Here is a 24,576-nt window from a genome sequence, read left to right on the forward strand (position 1 = left end):
CCCTACACGACCGTGACCAGCCGCTTGTAGTAGTTGCTCGCGTTCCCGTCCCGGTCCGTCGACCAGAAGATCCAGATGGCGCCGTCGGGGGCGACGAGCGCGTGCGGGGAGTTGTCGTCGCCGACGGACGCGGTGAGCCGGCGCGCCTCCCCCCAGGCGCTGCCCGGCGGCTCGCGGCGGCGCGCCGGGTCGCGGCGCATGGCGCTGAGGTCGCCGGAGCCGGTGAAGCCGCGCGTCCAGAAGACCCACAGCCCGCCGTCGGCGTCCTCGACCGCGCACGGCTGCCGGTCGGTGCCGCTCGTCCCGGGCAGCGTCTGGGCCGCCTCCCACGCGCCGGAGCGGAAAAGGGCGGCCTGGAGGCCCGTCGAGGACGCCCAGAACGCCCACACCTCGCCTCTCTGGGAGGCCAGGAGGAAGGGCCGCGGGTCGGCGCTGTCGGAGGCCAGCGTGGTCTCGTTGGAGACGGTGCCGGTGGCCGGGTCGAGCTGGAGGACGCGCAGCCCGCCGGTCGCCTTGAACACCGCCCAGACCGTACCCGCGCGTCCGCCGGCGGCGTGGAAGTGGCTCGACGCGGTGCTCGGGGTCGCCGACAGCTCGACCGCGCCCGCCGCGTCGGCCCACTCGCCGGCCGCCAGCCGCCACCGCCGGTACTGCCACTTGCTCGCCGTGGACGACGACAGGTGGAAGAAGACGGTGGCCAGGTCGCCCGTGACCGCCACGAACGGGTTGGTCTCGGCGGACCCGGCGGTGGCGGTCACGGTGACCTCGGCGGTCACCGGCAACCCGGCCAGCGGCGCGCGCCGCATCATCACGTCGGCGCCCGCGCCGCTGCCCGACTGGTACACCACCAGCGCGTCGCCGTCCGGGAGCCCGGCGGCGTGCGGGACGAGGTGGGCGGTGCCCGACGTCACCTGGAGCGGGGGCGCGGTGAAGCCGCGGGACGGCTCCGCGAGGCTCATCCGTGCGGCGAACACCTGCTCGACGCCCGCGGTCCGGTCGCTGTACCAGAACGCCACGAGCCCGCCGGTCGCGTCGGCGAAGAAGGCGCGGCGCATGACGTCCAGGGCCGTGGAGGCGTCCACCGCCGCGTCCGGGGTGGTCGGCAGCTCGCCGCGCAGCAGCGCGTTGACCGCCTCCCGCAGGCTGATCGGCGGCCTGCCCCGCCCGGCGAGGTACTCCTCCGCCCGGGTGCCGAGGACGTCCTCGATCAGCGTGGCGGGCGGCAGGAGCAGCCGCCGGCGCCGCAGGTCGGTGACGTCGCCGGGACGGACGGCCGCGTCCCCGGGGCGACGGTCCAGCGAGGCCAGCGGCGTGTAGGAGTGCCCGGCGGTGACGTCGGGGTCGCCCGGTCCCGGCGGCGCGGCGCCGCGCCGCGCCCGCACCGCCCACTCGCGCTTGATCCGCGCGCAGCTCTCGGTGCCGAGGCCGCCGTGGACGAGGGCGGGGTCCTCGGACGGGGTGACCAGCCGTTCCCAGACGTCGAGGTAGACCAGCACCGGGCCGCCCCCGGCGGGCAGCGCCGTGATCGTGGGGACGCCGAGCCGGGCGGCCTCGGCGGCGGCCGCCGCGCCGTGCGACTCGTGCAGCCGCTGCGCGGTGAACGCGACGGTCGACTCGATCATCACGTCGAGGCCGTCGACCAGGCACCGGCCGATCCGGCGCAGCGGGTCGACCGTGCCGCTCACCCCGGCGCGGATCTCGAAGTCGTCGTCGGCGCCGGTCCCGGCGATCCGGAACCCGTCGTTGCCGTCGGGGACGCCGTCGCCGACGAACCACTTCAGGAACGCCCGCAGCTCGAACTTCTGGATGTCCTCGCGCTCGTTGACGTCGGCGTCCACGATCGGCACGCCCTGCTGAAGCCGGACCCGCACGTAGCGTCGCAGCGGGTCGAAGGTGTCGGTCGATATCACTGCCATGGGACTCTCCGCCCGCTCACAGGACCAGCCAGACGGTGCGCTGGAGGGTGCTCGCCGGATCCCGCGGGATCGCCGGATGGATCACGTAGTCGATCAGGACGGTGGCGCCGTCCAGCACGCCGACCAGGCCGAACTCGCGCAGCGTGGCGTCGGTGTGGTCGGCGTCGGGCCAGGCGGGGACGCCCGGGCCGAGCGTCGCGACGATCTGCAGCCGGTTCGTCGGCGCGGACGTGACCGTCGAGCCGGTCAGGTAGTCGACCCGCAGCGAGGCGCGCGGCACGGTGAACGGGTGCCGGTCGACCAGCGCGGCCTGCCCCGCGGTCGCCGGCGGCGGGCCGGGCGGCCGGTCCCACGCCGGGTCGCCCTTGCCGACCTGGAGCCCGGTGATGCCGCCCGCCGTGGTGCCGGCGCCGTGCAGGAAGCCCGTCAGCAGCCGCCGGCAGTCGGCCACGATCACGTTCCTGCGGACGCCGCCGTCCCAGGCGACGCCGCCGCCCGGGTCCAGCAGCACGTCTCGGTAGTAGCCGGCGATCATCCTGCCTCCAGGTCAGCGGGGCGGCGGGAACCAGGCCCGCCGCCGCAGGGTCGTGGGGTCGGCGCGGGCGGCCGTCACGTGGCCGGGCGTGGTCGCCAGCAGGAACGACCAGTCGGGCAGCGCCGCAGCGGTCGTGTCGGACGGTCCCGCGTACCGCTCGACGAAGGGATGCACGTCCTGGAACGTCTCCTGGATCCCGGTCCCGGCCGGGTAGAGGGCCTCGACGTGGATCCGCGGGGCGAACACGAGCACGGCCCGCACGTTGACCGGCAGGAACCGCTCCAGCAGCGGCCGCAGCCGCTCCTCGATCTGCGCCGACAGCGGCGCGTCGGGCAGCAGCGGGCTGAGGAACAGCGCGACGGTGCCGCGCGTGTAGAGGTCGGTGTCGTCGAGCCGGTCCCCGGCCCGCGGCTTGCACGGCGTGTAGCAGAGCTGGTCGTCCCACTGGCGGCGCCGCCCGGCGCGGGCCGCGTCGCCGAGGACGACGGTCGTGCCTCCGGCGAACCGGCGCAGTGTCCCGGTGTCGGACGGCGGGTCCGCGAGCCCGGCGACCTCGACGCCGCGGTCGCTGCGGAACAGCACCCAGGGCCCGGCGCCCGCGTCGCCGCCCGGCGCGGCGACCACGGCCGGGGCCTGGTCGGCGGCGGGCCCGGTGAGCACGGGGACGGGGTCGCGGGGCGCGCCGCCGCCCGCCGGGACGCCGACCGACCACAGGCCGGGGCCGCCGGAGCGGTCGGAGCGGAACCAGACCCGCACCTCGCCTCCGGCCGCGACGATCGCGGACGGCTCCCGGTCGGCGCAGCGGCCCGTCGCGGACGGGACGCGGGTGATCTCGTCCGCCGGGCCCCAGGTGCCGGTGGCCGGGTCCAGGATCCGGCGGGAGAGCGTCCGCACGTCCGCGGGGTCGCCGGCGCTGCGCAGCCGTGACCAGATGAGCCAGAGCGCGTCGCCGCCCGCGCCCGGCACCCGGACCGCCGCCGGCTCGCGGTTGCCGCCGCCGCCGTCCGCGAGCACCTGCGGGGCGTCCCAGCCGGTGCCGGTCCAGCGCGCCGCCGCGACCGTCCACCGCGTCCCGTCGTGCGCGGACCAGAACAGCCGGACGTGGGACGGCCCGTCGGCCACCGCGCACGGGTCGGCGACGCGGCCGACGGGCACGCCCGGCACGTCTAGCGGAGGCGTCCAGTCGAAGCCGTCGCCGGGGTCGCCGTCCGCGGTGCCGTCCGGGCCCGTCCAGCCGAGCGCCCCGGCGGCATCCGACGCGGCCTGCTCCACCGTGAGGCGCCGGCCCGCTCCGGCGGCGGTCGTGGCGAGCACGACGGCGCCGTCCGGCGCGGCGGTTCCGGTGACGCCGGTCAGCCGGGCGGTCAGCACCGCGGCCACCTCGGCGGCCGACGCGGCGGACGGGTCGGCGAAGTCGCCCGCCGTGAAGACGACCCCCTGGCGGCGGCCGTCGACCCCGACCACCAGCCGGGCGCCCGGCCACAGCGCGAACGGGGCCGTGTGGCCGGTGCGCAGCCGGGCCGGCTCCGGCCGCCGGGCGGTGCCCACCGCGAACCGCAGCCGGGCGGCGGCGCCCTCCGGCCGGTCGAGCCAGGCCAGGAAGACCCGGCCGTCCGGCAGCTCCGCCGCGGCGGGCGCACCGGCGGGGGCGCCCACCGGCACCGCGACCGCGTCGCCCCACGCGCCGCCGTCGAGGGTCTTGACGCGCAGGACGCGTCCCGATCCGCGCGGCGGGACGGTCTCGTAGAAGAGCCGGAGCCGCCCGCCCGCGGTCACGACGGCGCTCAGCCGCCCTCCCGGGGCGCCCTCCAGCGTCACCAGCGCGGGCTCGGCGTCCGGCCCGGCCAGCGCGAACACGTTGAGCCGGGGCGCCTCGCCCGCGCGGACGACCGACTGGGCCGTCTCCGCGACCCGGACGTCCCAGCCGGTGTAGCGGACGACGATCGACCGCAGCGCGGGCACGGTGCCGACGCCCCGGTACAGGTGCGGGGCGGCGGCGATCTCGTTGCGCTGCGCGGAGACCGGCAGCGTCCGGTCCAGGTCCCAGCCGAGCCAGTGGGCGAGCGGCCGCAGGAAGCCGGGCGGCGCGGTCTCGGCGTCGTGCAGGGCCCGCAGCCCCTCGGCGGTGCTGCGGGCCAGGTTCAGCGGCGCCGCCGCGGCGGACAGGAAGCGGAACAGCTGGCCGGGGGCGGGCAGGTCGGCGCGCTGGTGGGCGGCGGGCAGCATCCGGTAGAGCCTGGCCGGGACGCCGTGGTCGGCGCTGGCGTAGGAGCTCGCCTGCGACGCGCCGTCCGCGCGATAGGCGGGCGGTGAGGCGGCGTCGCGGGTGAAGACGGTGTAGTAGTGCGTCGCCAGCGGACGGGCCGCGGGATCGGAGACGCGGTCCACGACCGGGCCGTCGTAGATCACCGCGCCGTCGTCGGGGTCGAGCGGAAACGTCCGCTCGCGGCGCACGACCCGGACGCCGGCGAGCGGCGGGCGCCCGGCGAACTCGGCCGCGGGCGGGTTGCGCCAGGCCAGGTCGATCCGGCCGCCCTCCAGGTGGGGGGTGGCGCGGACGGCCGCCACGGTCCTCACGCCACCCCGCCCTCGATGATCGTCACGATCGCGGGGCGGCCGGACAGGTCGAACCCGGACGTGGCGGGCGGGTTGTCACGGTAGCCGGGGCGGGGGAGCTCGTGCGGCGCGAGCTCGATGATCCCGGTGGGCTCGACCTGCGGCGCTGTCACGATGTCGGCGGGCAGCGCGGGATCGCGGCCGAACTTCACGACGGTCAGCGACGCGACCTGCTCCAGGTCCTGGAGCAGGTCGTAGATCCGGCTCAGGAAGATCCGCTGGCCGAAGTCGACCTGCTCGAAGCCGAGGTACCCGCCGACCGCCTCCTCGACCGCGCGCCGCACCGCCGCCCGGGTGAAGTACGGCTGCGCCCACACCCGCGCCGCCAGGTAGACGTCGGCCTCGGCCGGGCCGACCACGGTGACCAGCTGCGTGGCCATCCGGTACCGCTCGAAATGGGCCAGGACGTCCCGGACGAGCGTCTCGGACGGCGGTGCGACCCGGCCCGCCGGCGCGACGTGCAAGACGACCTCGTTCCAGCTCGCCGAGACAGGCTTGACCTTCCCGACGCCGGGCACCAGCCGGGCGATGTCGGCGTGGTCGTCCAGCGTGACGGCGCGGTCCTGGCTGCGGTACAGCCGGGGGGCGAGCGCCCGCGCCCGCTCCAGGTCCTCGGCCTCGGCGCCGCCCGCCGCGGCCCGCGGGTTGACGGCCTGCCTGATCTGCTGCCCCGCCGGGACGAACGCCTGGCCCGCGCCGACGTTCCCGGCCCGCCCGCCGCCGACCCGGTAGCGGGCCGTGATGAGCACCGGGCTGGTCGGCCCGGCGGGCGGCGGCACCATCCCGTTCACGCCGTCGCCGAAGCGGATCTCGGCGCCGCCCGCGGCGTCGCGGCGGCTCACGTAGTGCCGGTCGACCGGGGTGCTCGCGGCGAGGCTCGGCACCTCCGTCCACGCCGTCGTCCCGCCGGGCTCGTCCACCGTCACCGAGATCGAGCCGCGGATCACCGGTCCCCGGCGCAGCGGGTACAGCTGGTTGGGCCGCCCGTCGGACACCGCCACGGGGTCGTCCACGACGGTGGTGCCCTCCACGACCGGCAGCGGGTAGAAGCGGCGCAGCCCGTCCGCGCCGGGCGGGGAGAGCCGCTCGGCGACCACCTCGGCCGGCGTCTCGAAGCGCAGCCGTCGCCCGCCGGGGGCGGAGACGGTGAACGCGGTGCCGGCCGGGAGCGTGACGGGCGGGACGACCCCGGCGTCGAACGCGACCTCCAGGTCGGCCGACGCCGGGGCCGGCGGCGCCAGCTCGTACCCGATCAGCCGCAGCAGCTGCACCAGCGCCTCCGGCTCGTCGGAGGTCTCCGGCAGCAGGTTCGCGGCGATCCGGGTCTGGTAGTAGAGGGTCAGGTCGGCGGCGTAGGCGAACAGCTCGATGAGCAGCACCCCGAGGTCGCCCTCGCTGTGGTCGGTCCACTCCGGCAGCTTGGCGCGGGCCATCTCCAGCATCGAGGCGCGCAGCGCGTCGTACCCGATGCCGGTGTAGTCGGCCGGTGCCCGCGCGGACGGCGGGGTCGGGGTGCTCACGGCAGGTCCAGTTCGAGGCGCCGGACGACGTCGTCCGGCCGCACCGCGTACTCGACCGCGACGGTCAGCCGCTCCCCGTCCACGGTCACCCGGACGGGCGCGGTCAGCCGGACCTCGGGCATGAACCGGGCCAGCGCCCGCTCGATGTCGCGGCGCAGCAGCGGCGCGAGCGCCGCCGACCCCGGCTCCTGGAGGCGGGCCGGGACCGCGGTGCCGTAGTCGCGCAGCATGACCCGCTCCCCGGCGCGCCCGGCCAGCAGATGCCGCAGGCCGTCCTCGACCTTGGCGTGGCCGGCGGCCCGCGCGACCCCGCCGGCCTCGATCCGGAACGGGAACGCCGGGCCCATCAGCCGGCCGGTCATCGCCGGTCCCTCACGCGAGCACCTGCGTGTTCGTGGTCACCGTCATGACCACCGGGGCGCCGAGGTTCCCGACCCCCGAGTCGCCGACCCGGATCACCGGCGACGCCCCGGGACCGAGCTTGACCTGCACGCCCTTCACCTCCGCGACGCCGGGCCCGGCGTCCGCCACGATGCCGGTGGCGGCGAGCGCGACCTCGGCACCGCCGGGGGCTTTCAGCCGGACCCCGTCGGCGGTGAGCGCGATCTCGGCGCCCCCGGCGGCCTTCAGGCGGATCCCGTCCGCGTCGAGCGTGACGCTGTGGCCGTTGGCGCCGTCGCTCAGCGTGATGCCGGACGCGTCGAAGGTGAGGTCGTGCGCGTGCGCGGCCTCGGCCAGCCGGACCGCCTCGGCGCCCTCGGCGTCCTCGAACAGCAGCAGGTGCCCGGCCGCCGAGCGGACGACGCGGCGGTGCGGCGGATCGGCCCTGGCCTCGTCGGGCCACTCCCCCGGCACGTACTGGACGCCCGTCCACAGCACGAGCCCCGGGTCGCCGCCCTCGAACTCGACCCAGACCTTCGCGTCGTTCTCCGGCACGAAGAAGTGGCCGTACGGCAGCGCGGGCCGGGCGACCATCAGCTCGTCCGGCGGGAAGATCGCCGGGACGGACACCCTGACCTGGCCGAGGCCCTCGCCGTCCCGGTTGTCCTTGACGATCCCCGTGTACTTCCCGAAGTACTGTCCCGGCATCGTGCTCCTCACCTCACGCATTTGAAGTCGGTGCGGTAGCCGCCGCCGTCGACCTTGTGGGTGACCGAGGAGACGTACCACTCGCCGTTGAACCTGTCGTTGACCCCGCGCACGACGACCGTCGACTTGGCGCGCAGCCAGATCGTCCCGGTGGTGCTGCCGGAGGCGGACATGCCGAGGCGGCGCGACTCCAGCGAGTCGTCGGTCGCCTCCAGCTCGCCCTGGTCGGGCACCACCAGGCCCACCGCGGGCCGCCGGGCCGACAGCTTGCGCTGAAGCTCGCGCTTGCGCCGGACGCCCTGCGCGTACAGGATCCGCAGCCGGTCGCGGTCGCGCGGGCCGACGCGGGCGAGGCGGCCCTCGTCCAGCTCCCAGATCACGACCTCGGCGGGCTCGGCCGGCCTGGAGCCGACCTGCCTGCCCTGCCGGTCGACGTCGGTGACCTCCTTGAGCCGGTCTATGTAGCCGCTGTCGAACACCGGCGAGAAGCTCACGAGGTTGCTGCCGGGGCCGTCCCGGAAGCGCAGCACCAGCGTGTCGGCGCGGCGCAGCGTCACCACCCGGCGCTCGGGGATGAAGTAGAGGACCTCCTGGTCGGACTCGTCCAGCTCGACGAAGCACTTGGCGTGGTAGGTCTGCGCGAGCTCCTGGAGGAAGGCCAGGTCGGTCTTGCCGTCCTGGTTGATCGGCTTGCTCCTGACCGTCGGGTCGGGGCTGAGCGACGCCTCCACCCGCGCGAAGCCGTACGGCCCGGCGACCGCGCGGACGATGTCGGTGACGGTCCGCTCCCGCCACACCCGCTTGCGCTCGACCAGGCCCATCTCGATCGACCTGTCCTCGCCCTTGAGGGAGACGGCGGGCACCCCCGAGTCGGGGTAGCCGACCTCCACCTTGGTGATCACGGCGCGGATCAGCAGGGCGTGCTGGCCCGGCTCGGCGTACCCGAGGTCCACCTCGGCGACGCTGCCCTCGAACAGCCCGTCGGCGTAGACGAGGGCGGGGTCGGAGACGGCGATGGCGACGCTGTCGGCCTGCCGGTCGTCCTCGGTCACGGTGACCGAGGTGACCCAGTCGGTGACGTCCTGCCCTTCGAGGCGGACGTTGACGTACGGCACCCGCGTCCCCACCTCTAGAACCCCCTCGCGCGCGTGGCGCGGGTGGCGGGGCCGGGGTCGGGCAGGTCGAGGACGTCGCCGGGCGCGATGTCGAGCGGGAAGACCAGCGGGTTGGCGTCCAGGATCCGCCACCACAGCCCCTCGCCGCCGTAGAACCGGTGGGCCAGCAGGTCCAGGCCCTCGCCCTGGACGACGCGGTGCCGGCCCGCGGCGGCGGGCCGCGGCCGGGTGAGCCGCAGCGCGACGACACGGCGGCGGCCCCCGTCGGGCGCCGTGACGGTCAGGATCGGCAGGCCCGCGTAGCGGGACTCGGGGCTCGGCGGCATCAGGCACCTCCCGGCAGCGGCGCGGTGGGGACGGCCTCGTCGGGCATCCGCTCGACGAGGGTGACGGCGACGTCGGCGCGCAGCGGCGCGAGCGCGGGCGTGAACAGCGTCTCGGTGATCGCGATCTCGGTGACGACGCAGTCGATGACCCGCCCGCCGAATCCGAACACGCAGTCGGGCGGCGCGGCGAAGCCCTCGTCCCGGCCGTACAGCGCGGTGAACGTGCCCCCGGCGTCCGGCCAGGAGCGGCTGCGCGGCCACAGCAGCGCGCGGTACTTGTTCAGCTCGGGGGTGATGCCGCCGTCCTCGTCCCGGCCGATGGGGATCCGGTCGCCGGACGGCCCGGCGTACAGGCCGTCCACCCGGACGGTGAAGCTGATCGTGCGGTCGCCGCCCTGGGTGTACTGGCGCAGCGGAAGCAGCCGCCCGGGGGCGTTGAGCGTGGCGTAGCCGACGGCGCGCCGGTCGCCGAGCTGCGCGGGGTTGTACTGGAACTCGATCACCACGTCGGGGACGCCGGGGTCGGGGATGAGCCCGACCAGGAAGCCGCGGTCCGGCTCGCGCAGGGTGTGCATCGGCCCTCCCCCCTCACGCCGGCGCCGCGGCGCGGTTGCCGGTCCGGAAGTCCTGCTCGGAGCGCAGCGCCCCGAGCCGCTCCTGGATCGCCCGGATGATCTCGTCGGACAGCAGCCGCGTCGCGTCGGCCTCCAGGCGTTCGGCGTTGACGTTCACGGTGATCCCTCCCTCGACCCGGATCGACTGGTCGGCGGGCCCGGCGGCGGGCGGCGCGGCGGGGACGGCGGGGAGCGCCGGACGGCCCGGCAGCCCGGCCGCGCCCGGGACGCCGGGGACGGCGGCGACGCCGGGGAGCGCCGCGGGGATCGGCGGCGGTCCGGCGGGCCCGGTGCCCGGTGCGCCGCCAGGTGCGGCGCCCGGGGGTGCGGGGACGCCCGGTGCCCCCGGCAGGCCGGGGGGCGCCGGCGCGGCGGGCTGCGCTCCCGCGGGTGGCGCGGCGGCCTGCTTGGCGCGGCGTTCCTCGTCCTCCTTGCGTCCCTTGGCGACGGCCGCCTCCTGCGCCGTGATCTGCTCCTCCAGCCCGCCGGTGACCTGCTTGGGGGTGAACGCCGCCGCCACGTCGATCGTCGGCACCTCCTTGGGCGGCAGCAGGCGGCTCTGGACGTCGATCTTGGGGATCAGCGCGGCCCTGTCCAGGCCGGCCAGCCGTCCGACGGCGCTGTCGGCGAACGCGTTGTACGCCTCCAGCAGCGTGTTGATCACGCCGATGAAGAAGTTCTGCACGGCGGTGCCGGCCGTGATGAACGCGTTGACCACGCCGATCCCGGCGTTCTCGGCGGTGGCGGTGATCCAGCCCCACACCTGGCCCGCGATCGTGCCGATGCCGAGGATGTACTGGCCGATCCGCTGGGCCTGGATCGAGACGAAGTTCGCCGCGACCAGCACGGCCAGCTTGATCTCGTCCCAGTACGCGATGATCACGATGATGATGCCGACGACGCCGAGCATCACCGCGATCACGGCCAGCCAGGGGTTGTCGCGCAGCGCCGCCTTCACCTGATCCCAGTAGACGATCAGCAGCGCGATCACCGCGATCAGCGCGACCACCGCGATGACCACCAGCACGACCGGGTTCAGCGCCATGACGGCGTTGAACACCGCCTGCGCGGCGGCGGCGATCTCGGTGATCCCGGTGAACGCCTGGAGCACCTGCCCGGCCTGGCCCACGACCCCGCCGCCCGCGGCGAGCAGGTCCATGTAGTCCTTGGTGGAGGTGAGGGGCTTGTTCCACGCCTCGCCCAGCTTGGTCACCGAGTCGTAGAACTGCGGCACCGCCGTCAGCGCGGTGCCGAGGGCGTTGACGCCGGAGGTCACCTTCTCGCCGAGCGACTTCGCGGCGTGCGCGGACGCGTTGGCGCCGGCCTCGTCGAGGGCGGCGGCGACGCTGTCCTCGATCTTCTTCTCGAAGGTCTCCTCCGCGCCGGTGAAGCTGGCCCCGGTGGCCGCGTCGTGCGCGGCGTCGGCGAGCTTGCCGGACGCGCCGAACAGCACGGCCATCGCGGGTCCGAAGTCGGGGCTGTGGCTGGCCGCGTCCAGCGCCTTGCGGGCGATCGGGCCCTGCGGGCTCCAGGTGAACTCGATCGCGGTGCCGAAGGTGTCCTCGATCCGGAGGTTCTCCACCGCGCGTTTGATCTTCGCCTCGGAGAAGCCGAACTCCTCCCGCAGATGGTCGGTCCAGCCGGTCAGCCGCCGCTGCAGGAGCGCCATGGAGTTCTCGATCGGCTCGCCGGAGAACTTCCAGACGTTGCGGGCCGCGCCGCCCCCGGCGATGAGCAGGTCGTTGCGCAGCTGCATGTTGCCCTCGCGGATGGCCGTGGCCACGCTCGGGAACGCCTTGTCCAGCGACCCGGTCTTGTGCTCGATGTGCAGGTCCACCTCGCCGGCCTTGCGGACGAAGACGTCCACGATCCGGATGAGCTCCCTGACCTCCCCGGACGCGGTCATGGTCTCGAACCGCACCACCTTGTTGATCTCGGCGATGTTGTCCTGGAGTTTGTAGCGCAGCGCGTCGGCGACCTGCGCAAACGAGTGGAGCACGTCCCCGGCCAGGCCGGACTCGCGCAGGACCGCGTGGATCTGGTCCAGCATCGACACCACCGACTCCACGTTCACCGCCCCTCCTCACCTCCGTCTCGCCGCCTCGATCGCGTCCCGCTCGCCCTCCAGCTGCCCGGTCAGCTGCCGCAGGTAGTGCCAGCGCTCCTCGGTGGGCAGGCCGAGGATCTCCTCGACGCCCCAGTTCAGGTGGTAGGCCAGGAAGAACACCTCCCGGCGCAGCCGGTCCTCCTCCCCTACGAGGCCGCCAAGAAATTCGACATGTCCAGCGAGGCCGTGTACTCGCGGCCGCAGCCGCCGCAGCCCACCGTGCGGCGCAGGTCGATGCCCGGCCCGCCGTCGTTGAGGGCCCGGTCGACCAGCCCGCGGTCGGAGAGCGTCATGTCCTTGAACACGGCCGTGCCGAGCGCCTCCAGCTTCGGCCCCGGCATGTCGCCCATCTCCTTCAGGCAGCGCGCCATCAGGGCGTTCTTGCCCTGGGACGCGTTCTCCCTGATGACGCCGGCCACCCGTTCCTCGTCCAGGCCGGTCGGGTGGCGGAACACCAGCACGTCGTAGAGTTCACCCGTGCGGTCGACGTAGCCGTCCTCCAGCTTCACGGTCACGTCGCCGGGCACCTCGCCGGGGCCGAGCCGGACGACGTCGAGCTCGGAGAGGTCCTCGACGAGGGTGGTCGACTCGTGGCAGGCGCCGCAGGCGTAGCTCGCCCGCATCTCCGGGCCGAAGGTGATCTCCCGCAGCCGGATCAGCAGGAACTGGCGGTCGGCCGAGTAGAGGCCCTGGGCGGCGCGGATCCCGGGCGCCTCCAGCGTCCCCAGCCGGACCAGGCAGCCGCCGAGCAGCTCGGAGATCATCCGCGCGCCGTTGGCGCGGTGGCGGCGGTCGGCCAGCACCGCCTCGTCGCGTCCGGTCATCTTGCGCAGCACCGCGGTCCGGTGGACCTGCCCGTCGCCGTCCTCGTAGCCGACCGGCAGCTCGAACTCGAACTCGCGCGGGCGGGCGGGCGCGGTCACGCGACCCGCTCCAGCCCGTTGTGCTCGATCTCGACCGTCTGCTTGAACAGGTTCGTCGACCCGGCCTCCAGGTCGGCGAACTTGGAGGACTTGACCCAGCCCTCGTAGAAGGCGAAGCGGAGCACCTCCTGGCCGTTCTCCAGCTTGATCACCGCCCCGTTGCGGCGGACGGACGAGCCCCCGCTCGCGCCGTTCAGCGCGAACATCTCCTTGAACCAGTCCTGGAACAGCCGGTCGAACGGGCTGCCGTCCATGTTGCGCTCGATCACGAGCGTCTCGAACTTCACCACCCCGCTGGAGATCTTCAGGACCACCGGGGAGCCGCCCACCGGCTGCTCGATGGTGTCGGTGGAGCCCTCGCTGAGCCCGGTCACCTTCGTCACCGGGCACGCCGTCCCCGCGACCTCCAGCAGGAAGCCGTGGGTGCGGTAGGACTCGCTGAACGTCAGCTCGGTCATGCCATCTCTCCTCTCACGCCTCGGCGGCGGCCGCTCACGCGTCGGCGGCGGACGCGCCGCCGTCCTGCTGGCCGACGGTGACGACGATGGTCTCGGCCGGTCTCACCGGGTAGAACCGCACCTCGATCCGGAAGTTGCCCAGCGTCACCTCGGCCGGGGGGTTGTTCTCCTCGTCGCATTTGACGGTGAAGGTCTGCCCGGGCGGGTCCGATCCGAAGGCGCCCTGCCTCCACAGGCCGAGCAGGAACGGCGTCACCACGTTGAGCCGGACCCGCTGCCGCAGCCCGGCGGAGTTCGGCTCCTGCGCCACCCAGCCGAGCCCGTCGCGCAGCGAGGACTTGACGAAGTTGAACAGCAGCCGGACGTTGACGAACAGCCACCGGGTGTCGGTGGACAGGGTGCGCGAGGCGTCCACCACGATCCCCAGCCCGGGCAGCGCCCGCACCCCGTTCACCCCGGCGTCCTTGACCAGGCCGGTGTGGTCGGCGTCGGTCATGTCGAAGCGGACGCCGAGCGCCGACGCCAGCCCCGCCTCCGCGCCCGCCGGGGCCTTCCACACCCCGCGCTCCCCGGCGACGCGGGCGTACATGCCGAGGACGTGCCCGACCGGCGGCACCCACAGCCGGGGGGCCGCCCCGGTGCGGTCGAGCGGGTCCAGGACCTCGATCCACGGCGCGTAGAGGGCGCCGAAGACCTTGCGGGCCCGCAGCGGCGCCGCGTACGCCCTGACCCCTTCGAGGTCGAGGTCGAACGGCGCGGTGCCCACGTACATCAGGTCGCCGCGCCGCTCGGCGTAGCCGAGGCACGCGCCCGCGACCCCGGCCGCGGTGGAGTCGGGGCAGGCCAGCAGCTGGATGTCGACGGTGTCGAAGGCGTACAGCCCGGTACGGGCCGCCGGGTCGCCGGCGAAGTCGGTCTCCCCGGGCGCCCTGCCGTCGGTGCCGGGACGGGTGGCGCCGACTCGGAACAGGCCAGGCGCGGGCAGGTCGTCCACCGGGCCCGAGGAGCTGCCCTGGTCGGCCACCGTGACGTACCGCGAGCCGGACGCCTGGTCGTTCACCACCGTGCCGACGTGGTGCGCCGCGCCGTCCTGCATGGTGAGCGACTCGAACCGCTCGACCTCGGCGCCGTCGCGGCCGACGATCAGGTCGAACTCCGCCGACCGGATCCGCGCGGCGTTCGCCGGGATCCCGGTGCCCGGCAGCGCGCCGGTCCAGGTGACGTACCTGGCGTCCTCGGCCACCACCGCGAGGGTGCGGCGCTGCGCCGCGCCGGGCACCGGCGTCGCGCCGGTCAGGCCGAGCGCGGCGGTGGCGTCCACCGTCCCGGCCGTGATAGCGATCTTGGAGTCGGGCCCGTGGCCGTCCGACATCAATACCAGGCGGCCCGCGGCGTCCAGCCCCGCCGTCCCGGACGGCAGGCGCCGGTTGAGGACGGCGACGAGCTCGGCGGGCTTCACGTCACCGGGCCCGTTCGGGAAGTCCGCCGCGCGCAGGACCACCGGCACCGGCGGGGCGCCGTCGACCGCCACGTTGATCGACGAGTCGGCGGGGACGCTCTGCCCCGGCGGCGCGGTGCCGACCACCCGGCCCCGGCTCTCGATCACCACCGCCGCGCCGGGCAGCAGCCCGCCCACCGCCGCCACCGCGGCGAGCGCGACGTCGGCGAGGGCACCGTCGGTGGTGGCGGCCGGGCCGGTGAACCCGAGGACGGCCGCGGCGGACCCGGCGAGCTCCAGCCGCGACGCCGGGCCGGGCGCCGCGGAGGCCAGCAGGACCCGGCCGTCCGGGGTCACCGCGGCCCGCACCCGCAGCGTCTGCCGCGCCACCGCGGCGGCGACCTCGGCCGCCGACGCGGCGCCGGGGTGGGCGAGGTCGGCCGCGCGGAAGGTGACCGGCACGGCGGGCGCGACCCCGTTGACCTTGATCTCCAGCACCTGGCCGTCGGTGAGCGCGAACGGCTCCGTCCTCGTCCCGGCGACCTGCGCGGGCACCGCCACGACGGCCCGCGGGTGGTCGGCGACGCGCACCGACAGCGCGTTGCCCCAGGCACCGGGGTCCTCCCGGCCGCGCGAGCCTGCGGTCACCTGGAGGGTCGGCGTGCCCTTGCGGTCGGCCAGCGTCACCTGGGCGGCCCGGGCGTTCGCCCGGTCCACGACGCGCACCGCGTACGCCTCGCTGCCGCCGTTGTCGAAGAACCCGCGCATCGCGTGCGGCCCGAACACGTCCGGGACGAACCCGCCGAACGCGGCGGCGTAGTCGCCGGGGCTGCGCACGGCGACCGGCACGTCGGGGATCCCGCGCTCGGCGCGCAGCAGGAACCCGGCGACCGAGACGGGCGCGGACGCGATGGCCGGGACGGCGGGTCCGTCGGTCTCGACGACGTTGACGCCGATGTTGAGGGCCATGGCTGCCTCTCCTACCTCTCCGCGGCGGACCCGCCGCCGGGCTGCTGGCCGACCACGATGAGCACCGTCTCGGCGGGGCGGACGGGATAGAACGAGACCTCGACCCGGAACACGCCCAGGTCGACCTGGTCCGGCGGGTTGTTCTCGGCGTCGCACTTGACGGTGAACGTCTGTTCCGGCGGGTCGCCGCCGAAGGCGCCCTGCCGCCACAGGCCCATGAGGAACGGCGTGATCAGGTTGGCGCGGACCGAACGGCGCAGCCGCTCGGTGTGCGGCTGCTGCGGGACGGACCGGAGCCCGTCGCGCAGCGAGGACTTGACGAAGTTGAACAGCAGCCGGACGTTGACGTACAGCCACCGGGTGTCGGTGGACAGCGTGCGCGACGCCGCCACCACGATGCCCGCCCCGCGCAGCGGCCTGACGCCGTTGACCCGCGCCGTCCGCACCAGGTCGGTGTGCTGGGAGTCGGTGAACCGGGCGGCCACGTCGAGGGCCCCGCGCACCTGCGCGGACGTGCCCGCGGGCGCCTTCCAGATCCCGCGCTCGGCGTCGGTGCGCGCGTACACCCCCATGATGTGGCCGTCGGGCGGCACGAACCGGGCGGACGACCCGCCGGGCCCGTCCGGGTCCGTGACCTGGATCCACGGCGTGTACAGGGCGCCGTACACCTTCGCGCCCTGGAACCGGGCGGCGTACTCGGAGGCCGTCCTGGCGTAGTCGCTTTCGGCCTGCGCGTAGTCGGCGGGCGCCCGCGCGACGGCGACCCCGGCGCGCCTGCCCCGGTCGGGCACGGACCCGACGAAGGCGGCGTCGCCGCGTCCCGCGCAGTAGTCCAGCGCCGCCCGCACGACCTGGTCGCGTCCCGCGTCGGGCAGCCCGTGCGCGTCGGGCACGGCGATCAGCTGCACCGCGACGGTGTCGAGGGCGGACAGGCCCGTCCGCGCGGCGGCGTCGCCGATCAGGTCCGCCGCGGTCGGCGCGGCGTCGGCGCCGTTCTCCAGCGCCTTGTTCGTGACGATCGCCGGGAGCCGCTCCCCCACCGGCGCGGTGCCGGCCACGTCGGTGACGGTGAGGTACCGCGAGCCGCTGAAGGTGTGGTTCAGGCGGGCCACGACGTAGTCGGGCGAGTCGGCCTCCATGCTGAGGTTCCGCCAGGTCTCGACCACGGCGGGCGGGGCGGACGGATCGGGCTGGTGGCGCACCGTGAGCCGGAACTCCGCCGTGGTCACCGCCGTGTTCGCGCTCGCCAGCGCGGCGGGGACCGCGTCCGCCCAGCCGACCGTCCCGGTGACCGGGTCGGCCGACGTCACCCGGCGGTGCACCGCCGAGGGGGTGCCGCCGGAGAAGCGCAGCACCGAGCCGACGCCGATCCCGGCCAGCGACACCAGGCGGGCGCTCGTGGCGTTCGAGCCGGTGTCGGCGGCGAGCCTGGTGCCGCCGCGCGGGTCGTCCGACACCTCGACGCGCAGCCGCTCCCCCCACTCGCCCGGATCCGGGCGGCCCCGGTGGCCCGCGGCGAGGCGCAGCGCCGGGGCCGCCGTCTGCTGCCGGTTGACGAGGGTCAGCGTCGCCGGGACGCTGTCGGCGCCGGCGACCCGGCTGACGTAGACCGTCCCGCCCCCGTTGCGGAAGAAGCCCTCCAGCGCGTGGCCGAGCAGCCCGCCGCCGCGGCCGAACCGGTCGCGGAACTGCGCCGCCCCGGTCAGCCGCACCGGCTGGTCGAGGGGCCCCCGCTCGGCCGGCCCGACGAGCGCGGCGACCGAGGTCGGCGCCGCCGCGATGGCGGGCACCGCCGAGCCGTCGGACTCGGCGACGTTCACGCCCACGTTCACTGCCATGTCATGACGTCCCTTCGGTGTCGTCTCCGACGCCCGGCCGCCCGAGCCCCGCCGGGGGGTGTGCGGGCCCGTCCTCCCGCAGCTGACCGGCCCGGGACTCGACGCGCGCCACGCACGCGACCTCGCGCCGGGGCGCCGTCTCGGCGTGCGCGCCCACCCGGACGTACACGGGCGCGGGGCCCCGCGAGTCGCGTTCCAGGAGCGGCGCCTGGACGATCCACACCGGCGCGGGCGACCCGTCGACCCACAGCACCCGGTCGGCCGACAGCCGGTGCACCACGGCCCCCACCAGCGCGGACCGGTCCCGCGCGGTGACGACCTCGACCTGGTAGTCGGCGAGGTAGGCGCGGGCCGGCCCGCGGACGCTGCACACCGTGAGCGCGCCGCGCGGCCGGAAGCTGTCGCGCTGGTCGAGATGCCACGACCGGGCCGGGTCCTCGCGCACGTCGAGGGATGCCAGGACGATGCGCGGGTTCACCGGCTCGTCCGTCACCGGCACCAGCACGGTGACGGTGGCGGACGCGGTGAAGGATCCGGCGAGCGGCCGGGCCAGGGTGAGCGTGGTCCGTCCCGTCGCGGGATCGGACACCGCCTGGATCACGTCGTGGACCTCGGCGCCCGCGGTGCCGCCGTCCAGCCGGACCCGGTTGCCCGCCGCGAACCCCGGCGCCGCCACCGGAACGGCGGTGGCCCCGGCGCCCGCCGCGCCCGCGAGGGGGACGCCGGCCAGCCCGGGCGGCTCCACCCCGGCGAGCGCGTCCTGCAGCGCGCGCTCGACGTCGCCGAGCATCTCCTCGCGCACCGCGAGCAGCGGCGTGAGCCGGACGGTGAACGGCTCCGGCCCGAGCGGTTCCAGCGCGAGCCGCCGGACCGCTCCGCGGCGGTCCCCCTCGATGCCGATGCGGCGCTGCTCCCAGGAGCCCGGCGCGGCCACCGGCAGGTACCAGCGGTGCCGGTCGGACGGGCCGTCGGCGGCGTCCTGGTAGCTCAGCGCCAGGTAGTAGGGCCGCCCGGCCGTCCCGTCCGCCGGGCGGTCGGCCTGGATCCACAGCCGCAGTTCCTCCGCCCCCGCCAGGTCGAGCGGGTCCGGCGGCACGAACTCGGCCGTCCCGGCGGCGCCGCCGTCGTGGCGCAGCCGCCCGGCGGCGGTCTCGGCGCCGAAGAACGGGCGCGGCTCCGCGGTCATGCGCAGCGCGGGGTCGGCCGAACTCCACGGCACCGTCATGTCGTGGACGACCAGGCTCGTCACCGGGGTGCTCCCGCGGGTCGCGACTCGTCCATGCCCGGGACCCTAGGTCGCGCGCAGTCACCACCGCGTCACCACCGCGTCGCATAACAGCGCGGTGACGCCCGCGGGTCCATGGTGGGGGCATGCACGGACCACGCACGCACGCCGCGGTCTGCCTCATCAGGGTGGAGAGCCAGCCATCGGGCCTGCTCATCTCGCTGATCATCACCAGGGACGTCACCCTCGGCGGTCCCGAGCCCTCCCGCCACTTCTCCGACGCCGACGCGGCCGCCGACGTGGTGGCCGACTTCCTCCGGTCCATGACGCAGGACGGAACAGAACGCGGCGCGTAGCGTTGACCTGGACCGTGACGGACGAGTGACGGTAGGTGGCCTACCGTGACGTGACCCCGTTCCACGGCAAGGGGAGCCAATGGACACGCAGGCGTCGATGTTGCATCTGTTCGAGGGCCCGTACGTCACCGTCGGCGGCCGGCGCCAGGACATCCCCCGCGGCAGCAGGCGGCTGCTGGCGTTCGTCGCCCTCAACCGGCGGCGGGTCGACCGCCGCTGCGCGGCCGACGCGCTGTGGCCCGGCAGCGACGGCGACCGCGCCTCGGGCAACCTGCGCTCGGCGCTGTGGCGCCTGCGCGGCGCGCGGATCGAGGTGCTCGCCTCCGACAAGTGGTCGATCTGGCTGAACGGCGGCGTGACGGTCGACGCCCACCTCGTCGGCGACTGGGCCGGGCGGCTCATCGCGGGCGCCGAGGAGCGCGCCGACCTGGACGTGTCCCCCACCTGCATGGACGCCCTCGACCTGCTGCCCGGCTACTACGACGACTGGGCCCTGCTGGAACGCGAACGGCTCCGCCAGCGGATGCTGCACGCGCTGGAGTCGCTCAGCCGCCGCCTGTCCAGGATCGGCCGCCACGCCGACGCCGTCGAGGCCGCCATGCTCGCCGTCAGCGCCGAACCCCTCCGCGAGAGCGCGCAGCGCGCCCTCATCGAGGCGCACCTCGCCGAGGGCAACGTCGTCGAGGCCCGCGACAGCCACCGGCGCTACGCCGACCTGATCCGCCGCGAGCTGGGCATCGTCCCCTCCCCCGCCCTGAGCCGCCTCGTCCACCCCCACCCCCGAGGCGTCCCGCCCCCCAGGACCTCCCCGGACGGGACACACCCGCGGGCCACCTCACCACCGCGCCCGCACAGCAGCCACGCGACGACGAGCCCGGCCAACGGATGACCCCCCTGCCCGGCGCTCCGGGTGGCGCCGGGCAGAGGGGCGTGACGGCTACTTGGGGCCGTGGGAACGGGGCGCGCAGGCGCCGGGGAAGACCTGGCAGTAGGTGGGGCGGTCGCCGAGCGGGGTCGCGGCGAGGGCCGCATGGGCGGACGCGCGGCTGAAGGCGCCCGCCGCGATGTCCAGCAGCGCCTCGAAGGTGCGGTCGTCGGCCGCGCCGCGCATGCGGGTGCTGACGGCGAAGGTGGTGTCGCCGTCGCCCATGGTGTGGGCCGGACGGATCGCCCGCGCCAGACCGTCATGGGCGACTTGTGCCATCTTCTGCGCTTGGGCTGCGGTGAGGGTGGCATTGGTGGCGACCACGCCGATGGTGGTGTTCTCGTCGACCTTCCGGTCCGTCCGGCCCGGACGCGAGGCGGACTTGGGACCCGGCCCGGAGGTCCGGCAGCCGCCCGGCGGGCGCCGGGTGTCGCCGAACTCGTTCCCGACCTCCATGTAGAGCGAGTACAGCTCGCACCCCGCGGCCTGGTTGTAGACCTTGCCGGCGGAGTTGAGGACGACCAGCGCCCCGACGTACAGGCCGTCGCCGAGATCGATGCTCGCGGTGCCGACCCCGCCCTTCAGGCGCACGCCGGAGGGACCGCCGGTCCCCGTGCCGGTGCCCGCGCCGACACTGCCCATGGGAACCGGCCCGGACGTCGCGGCCTTGGCCGCCTGGTACCCCGCGTCCAGGCCGGGGGTCTTCTCCATGCGGTCATGGGCGTCGGCGCCCTGGCCGAGGTCGAAGACGATCGCGCCGGGCACCACCGGGACGGTCTGGCCGCCGAACTTCATGCCCAGTCCCTGCTCGCGCAGGTACTGCACGACGCCGGCGTACGCCGAGAGGCCCATCACGCTTCCGCCGGAGAGGAACAGGCCGTGGACGTCGGGCTGGAGGGCGACCGGGTCGAGCAGGTCGGTGTTGACGGTGCCGGGGGCGCCGCCGCGCACGTCCGCGCCGGCGGTGGCGCCCTTCGGCATGATCAGGACGGTCGTCCCGGTGATGTTCGCGCGGTCGGTGTAGTGGCCGACCTCGATGCCGGGCACGTCGGTGATGGCGTTGCGCGGACCGGTGCGGCCGGGTTCGCCGGCGGCGGCCGGGACCGGCGCCGCGCCGAGCGGCACGGTCGCGGCCAGGACGGCGGCGAGCGCCAGCCCTGCGCGGCGGACGGCCGGGGTGCGGGGTGATCGTTTCATCGTGTCCTCCGGATGAGGGGTGTTCACGGGGCGGATGTGTCAGGAGGCGGACCAGACCTGCTCCCCGCCGACCCAGGTGGCGAGGACGGGGATGCAGGCGATGGTGCGGGGATCGACGGCGAGCGGGTCGTCGCCGAGGACGGTGAAGTCGGCGAGATGGCCCGGCGCCAGCCGTCCCTTCACCGCGGCCTCGTCGGACGCCTCGGCGGCGCCGACGGTGTAGAGCCGGAGCGCTTCACGCGGGGAGATCCGCTGGTTGCCGCCCAGGACCGCACCGTCGGCGGCGGTCCTGGTGACACAGCTCTGGATGCCGAGCAGCGGATCGGGCGGGGCGCACGGGTGGTCGGACGCGCCCGCCACGGTGATGCCGGCGTCCAGGAACCAGCGGTGGGCGAACATGCGCTCCAGCCGCCGCCCGCCGTACCAGCCGGGCAGCTTGTCGCCGTGATAGCCGACGTAGCTGGCGAACGGCACGACGACGGCGTCCAGCCGTTTGATACGGCGGACGATGTCCTCCGTCACCACGGTGCAGTGCTCGATGCGGTGCCGCAGGTGGGGGCGGGGATCGGCGCTCTGGGCCCCCTCGTAGGCGTCCAGCAGCAGGTCCACCGCCCGGTCGCCGTTGGCGTGCACGGCGATGCGGGTGTCGGCGGCGTGCACGGCCCGGACCAGGTCGTTCAGCTCACGGCTCGTGAGGACCTGCTGCCCGTGATCGTGGGCGCGCCCCTCGTAGGGCTCGGCCAGCAGGGCGGTGCCGCCGCCGATCGCCCCGTCCACGAACGCCTTCACGCCGTTGAGCCGCAGCCGGTCGCCGCCGAACCCGCTGCGCAGCCCCAGCCCGCGCAGCGCGTCGAAATGCGGGTGGGCGACCATGAGGTTCAGCCGCACCGGCAGTTCCCCGTGGCGCTGCGCCTCCTGGTAGGTCTCGATGGCGTCCGGTCCGACGAGCAGATCCCCGGCCGAGGTGATCCCGACGGCGTTGAGCGAGGTCAGCACCCCGCGCAGGGCACGCCGCCGGTCGGCGGGACCGCTCGGGGGGATGATCGGCGTGCCGCCGCGGGCCATCGCCGCGACCGCGTAGTCGAACATCGCCTGCTCGTACAGGATCCCGTTGAGGTGCCCGGCGGGATCACGGCCCAGCCCCCCGCCCGGAGGATCGGCGCTGTCGTCGTCGAGCCCGCCTGCCGCCAGGGCCGCGGAGTTGGCCACGGCCCAGTGGCAGGCGACGTGGATCACCAGGGCCGGGTGGGCGGGGCAGATCCGGTCGAGGTCGTGACGGTCGATGATCCGCCCGCCGGTGGTCTTGCCATGGTCGTAGCCGGACGCCCGGACCCACGCGCCCTCGGGGGTCCGCGCCGCCTGCGCGCGCAGCGCGGCGGCCAGTTCCTCCGGCGAGGTGATCCTGCCGGGTGACAGGTCGGCGTGCAGGGCGTCCTCGGCGACCAGGGACGGGTGCATGTGGGCGTCGTTGAAACCCGGGACGATCACGGCGTCACCGAAGTCGGTGCGCGCCGCGCGGGGGAACCGGGCGGCCAGGCCCGCCCGGTCCCCCACCGCGATGATCCGGTCGCCGAGGCAGACGAGCCCCTGCGGTCCGCTCCTGTCCGCGCCGGTCATGGTGACGACCCGGCGGGCGGACACCAGGCGGAGCGGGTGCGGCGGCTCAGTGCCCGGCGCCATGGGGGCCTCCCCTCCTCGCGATGCCGAGCGGTGACGACGCGCGCAGGACGGCCTCGGCGGTGAGGGCGGCGGCGATGTTGCACCCCAGGGCGATGAGGCCGGTGTTGACCGTCCCGTGGTAGTCATGGACGAAGGTCAGCCCGATCAGGACGGCCTCACCGGCGACGATCCCCGTGGTGACCGACGCCGCCCGCAGCCGGGCCCGGCGGGCGAGGGCGCAGGCCGTGCCCGGCGCCATCTGCGCCAGGCCCCCGTAGGTGAGCAGCAGCAGGTTCGCCAGCGCGTCGGGACGTGTGATGCCGAGGACCAGGGCGAGCCCGACCGCGGCCACGACGGTCACGTAGTTCACGAGCAGGCCGGCCCGCCTCCCGCCGACCGCGAGCACGTTACGGGTGACCAGCGTGGACATGCCGAGGACGATCCCCGCGGCCGGCACCATCGCCGTCGCGGCCACCGCCACCGCCACCACCCCGACCATCCACTCGGGGAAGGTGCGCGACACCAGGGTGAGCAGGACCCCGTTGGCCTCGGCGGGCGCGGTGAGCACCGTGAGGGCGATCAGACCGAGGATGATGGGGATCGCCTGCGTCGCGCCGTAGACGGGCATCCAGATGCTGTTGCGGCGCAGGGCCTTCTCGTCCTTGGCCGACAGCACGGCGGGCCACTGCTGCGGCATGGTCAGGAACAGGACGCTGATCAGGCTGGTCACCATCGAGGTGAAGAACCAGGCCGTGCCGTGCGGGCCGGCGTCCGGGACCGTGAGCAGCGCGGCGTGGCCGTCCAGCAGCCTGTCCCCGATCCGGCCGAAGCCGCCGTAGTGGACCGGGACGGCCACGAGGAGGACGACCAGGACGACGAGCATGAGCGCGTCCTTGAGGTAGGCCGCCCTGGCGACGCCGTTGATGCCGGCCCACAGCACGAAGACCGTCACCAGGACCGAGGCGACGATCATCGCCATGTCGCCCGCCGCCTCGTCACCGGTGACCAGGCCGATGACCAGGCCGAGGCCCGTGATCTGCAGTTGCAGGTAGGGCAGCAGGAACACCACCCCGAGGGCGGCGGTGAGCCGGCCGAGCAGCGGGCTGCGGTACCGGTCGGCGAAGAAGTCGCCCTGGGTGACGTGCCCCCGGTCGCGTCCGATCCGCCACACCCTCGGGGCGATGAGGTACAGCCCGATGTAGGCCAGCGGCAGGTACGGCAGGGCGTAGACGACGGCGACGCCGGCGGTGTAGGCCAGCCCCGCCAGGCCGAGGAAGGTGAAGGTGGTGTAGATCTCGCCGGCCTGGAGGACCCAGGTGGTCAGCGACCCGAAGTCGCGCCCGCCGACGCTCCACTCCTCCAGGCTGGACGCGGGCCTGCGCCGGCCCAGGACGCCGATCACACCGATCAGGACCATCCCGGCCAGGGACACCACCAGGACGATGGACATCAGCGTTCCCCCTCAGAGCGCCCGGAGGGGCGGCGCCGCTCCAGGAACGCCAGCGCGGGGGTCACCATGAGGACCCACGCGACGGACCACACCAGCATCGACGGCAGCCCGAGCCAGAGGCGCGGGCCGTTGACAAAGGGGAGCCAGACGGTCGCGAGCAGTGCCGCGACAGGCACACCGAGGACGGACCATGCAAGCCGCACGACGGCCTCCGAAACGCCGGGCCACCGGGATCCACCCGGTGGCCGTTGCCGAACAGTGCCGAAATCATGAGACTCTCCGACGGGAACTCGGCAAAAA

At 75.1% G+C, this 24,576-nt stretch carries 22 protein-coding genes; 2 read left to right on the forward strand and 20 right to left on the reverse strand.

The genetic code is table 11. The annotated features are described in order from the left end of the window. Window positions 1-2: 2 nt before the first annotated feature. The 16 genes from AGRA3207_RS10555 to AGRA3207_RS10630 are packed head-to-tail and all read right to left on the reverse strand — an operon-like array spanning window position 3 to window position 18,713. Window positions 3-1,916 (reverse strand): DUF6519 domain-containing protein, encoded by a 1,914-nt coding sequence (locus AGRA3207_RS10555; RefSeq protein WP_231334404.1) that lies wholly within the window; start codon window positions 1,914-1,916, stop codon window positions 3-5. A 16-nt stretch (window positions 1,917-1,932) separates the two neighbouring features. After that, the gene (locus tag AGRA3207_RS10560) at window positions 1,933-2,451 is read right to left on the reverse strand and encodes a hypothetical protein (RefSeq protein WP_231334405.1); all 519 of its coding nucleotides are present in this window, start codon (window positions 2,449-2,451) and stop codon (window positions 1,933-1,935) included. Between the two features lie 12 nt (window positions 2,452-2,463). Continuing rightward, window positions 2,464-5,028 (reverse strand): phage tail protein, encoded by a 2,565-nt coding sequence (locus AGRA3207_RS10565; RefSeq protein WP_231334406.1) that lies wholly within the window; start codon window positions 5,026-5,028, stop codon window positions 2,464-2,466. Next, a complete protein-coding gene (locus tag AGRA3207_RS10570; protein ID WP_231334407.1) occupies window positions 5,025-6,587 on the reverse strand; it encodes a putative baseplate assembly protein in 1,563 nt (520 codons plus the stop codon). Before AGRA3207_RS10570 ends, AGRA3207_RS10565 begins: the two co-directional genes overlap by 4 nt. Next, window positions 6,584-6,949 (reverse strand): GPW/gp25 family protein, encoded by a 366-nt coding sequence (locus AGRA3207_RS10575; protein ID WP_231334408.1) that lies wholly within the window; start codon window positions 6,947-6,949, stop codon window positions 6,584-6,586. The genes AGRA3207_RS10570 and AGRA3207_RS10575 overlap by 4 nt, the downstream gene beginning before the upstream one ends. Window positions 6,950-6,959: 10 nt before the next feature. Further along, window positions 6,960-7,676, reverse strand: a complete 717-nt coding sequence (locus AGRA3207_RS10580) for a phage baseplate assembly protein V (RefSeq protein ID WP_231334409.1) — start codon at window positions 7,674-7,676, stop codon at window positions 6,960-6,962. A gap of 8 nt (window positions 7,677-7,684) precedes the next feature. Next, window positions 7,685-8,803, reverse strand: coding sequence for a phage late control D family protein (locus AGRA3207_RS10585; protein WP_231334410.1), 1,119 nt, complete (start codon window positions 8,801-8,803; stop codon window positions 7,685-7,687). 2 nt (window positions 8,804-8,805) lie between these two features. Next, complete coding sequence (locus AGRA3207_RS10590; RefSeq protein WP_231334411.1) at window positions 8,806-9,117, reverse strand: LysM peptidoglycan-binding domain-containing protein; 312 nt, start codon at window positions 9,115-9,117, stop codon at window positions 8,806-8,808. Beyond that, on the reverse strand, window positions 9,117-9,692 hold the full coding sequence (locus AGRA3207_RS10595; protein WP_231334412.1) for a CIS tube protein: 576 nt from the start codon (window positions 9,690-9,692) through the stop codon (window positions 9,117-9,119). Before AGRA3207_RS10595 ends, AGRA3207_RS10590 begins: the two co-directional genes overlap by 1 nt. A gap of 13 nt (window positions 9,693-9,705) precedes the next feature. Continuing rightward, the gene (locus tag AGRA3207_RS10600) at window positions 9,706-11,805 is read right to left on the reverse strand and encodes a hypothetical protein (RefSeq protein ID WP_231334413.1); all 2,100 of its coding nucleotides are present in this window, start codon (window positions 11,803-11,805) and stop codon (window positions 9,706-9,708) included. 9 nt (window positions 11,806-11,814) lie between these two features. Then, window positions 11,815-11,958 carry a hypothetical protein gene (locus tag AGRA3207_RS10605; RefSeq protein ID WP_231334414.1) on the reverse strand — a complete coding sequence of 48 codons (144 nt, stop codon included), beginning with the start codon at window positions 11,956-11,958 and terminating at the stop codon, window positions 11,815-11,817. Between the two features lie 26 nt (window positions 11,959-11,984). Further along, window positions 11,985-12,761, reverse strand: coding sequence for a T4 family baseplate hub assembly chaperone (locus tag AGRA3207_RS10610; protein ID WP_231334415.1), 777 nt, complete (start codon window positions 12,759-12,761; stop codon window positions 11,985-11,987). After that, entirely contained in the window at window positions 12,758-13,219 is a 462-nt protein-coding gene (locus AGRA3207_RS10615) for a phage tail protein (protein ID WP_231334416.1), read from the reverse strand. The genes AGRA3207_RS10610 and AGRA3207_RS10615 overlap by 4 nt, the downstream gene beginning before the upstream one ends. 34 nt (window positions 13,220-13,253) lie before the next feature. Beyond that, window positions 13,254-15,626: a phage tail sheath family protein gene (locus tag AGRA3207_RS10620; protein WP_231334417.1), complete on the reverse strand. Its 2,373-nt coding sequence runs from the start codon at window positions 15,624-15,626 to the stop codon at window positions 13,254-13,256. A gap of 11 nt (window positions 15,627-15,637) precedes the next feature. Further along, window positions 15,638-17,464 (reverse strand): phage tail sheath family protein, encoded by a 1,827-nt coding sequence (locus tag AGRA3207_RS10625; RefSeq protein ID WP_231334418.1) that lies wholly within the window; start codon window positions 17,462-17,464, stop codon window positions 15,638-15,640. Between the two features lies 1 nt (window position 17,465). Then, entirely contained in the window at window positions 17,466-18,713 is a 1,248-nt protein-coding gene (locus AGRA3207_RS10630; protein ID WP_231334419.1) for a hypothetical protein, read from the reverse strand. A 122-nt stretch (window positions 18,714-18,835) separates the two neighbouring features. On the opposite strand from AGRA3207_RS10630, the gene AGRA3207_RS10635 reads away from it, so the two are divergent. Continuing rightward, a complete protein-coding gene (locus tag AGRA3207_RS10635) occupies window positions 18,836-19,045 on the forward strand; it encodes a hypothetical protein (protein WP_231334420.1) in 210 nt (69 codons plus the stop codon). A gap of 79 nt (window positions 19,046-19,124) precedes the next feature. Continuing rightward, a complete protein-coding gene (locus tag AGRA3207_RS10640) occupies window positions 19,125-19,934 on the forward strand; it encodes an AfsR/SARP family transcriptional regulator (RefSeq protein WP_231334421.1) in 810 nt (269 codons plus the stop codon). A 48-nt stretch (window positions 19,935-19,982) separates the two neighbouring features. Here the strand turns inward: AGRA3207_RS10640 and AGRA3207_RS10645 are convergent, their stop codons facing one another. From AGRA3207_RS10645 to AGRA3207_RS10660, 4 genes are read right to left on the reverse strand one after another with little or no spacing between them, the layout of a single operon-like run. Beyond that, a complete protein-coding gene (locus AGRA3207_RS10645) occupies window positions 19,983-21,167 on the reverse strand; it encodes a P1 family peptidase (protein WP_231334422.1) in 1,185 nt (394 codons plus the stop codon). A gap of 39 nt (window positions 21,168-21,206) precedes the next feature. Then, window positions 21,207-22,847 carry an amidohydrolase gene (locus tag AGRA3207_RS10650; protein WP_231334423.1) on the reverse strand — a complete coding sequence of 547 codons (1,641 nt, stop codon included), beginning with the start codon at window positions 22,845-22,847 and terminating at the stop codon, window positions 21,207-21,209. Continuing rightward, a complete protein-coding gene (locus tag AGRA3207_RS10655; RefSeq protein WP_231334424.1) occupies window positions 22,831-24,276 on the reverse strand; it encodes a sodium:solute symporter family protein in 1,446 nt (481 codons plus the stop codon). Before AGRA3207_RS10655 ends, AGRA3207_RS10650 begins: the two co-directional genes overlap by 17 nt. Then, window positions 24,276-24,479, reverse strand: a complete 204-nt coding sequence (locus AGRA3207_RS10660; protein ID WP_231334425.1) for a hypothetical protein — start codon at window positions 24,477-24,479, stop codon at window positions 24,276-24,278. Before AGRA3207_RS10660 ends, AGRA3207_RS10655 begins: the two co-directional genes overlap by 1 nt. Window positions 24,480-24,576 lie beyond the last annotated feature (97 nt).

The organism is Actinomadura graeca (assembly GCF_019175365.1).
In the GTDB taxonomy this organism is placed as follows: Bacteria; Actinomycetota; Actinomycetes; order Streptosporangiales; family Streptosporangiaceae; genus Spirillospora; species Spirillospora graeca.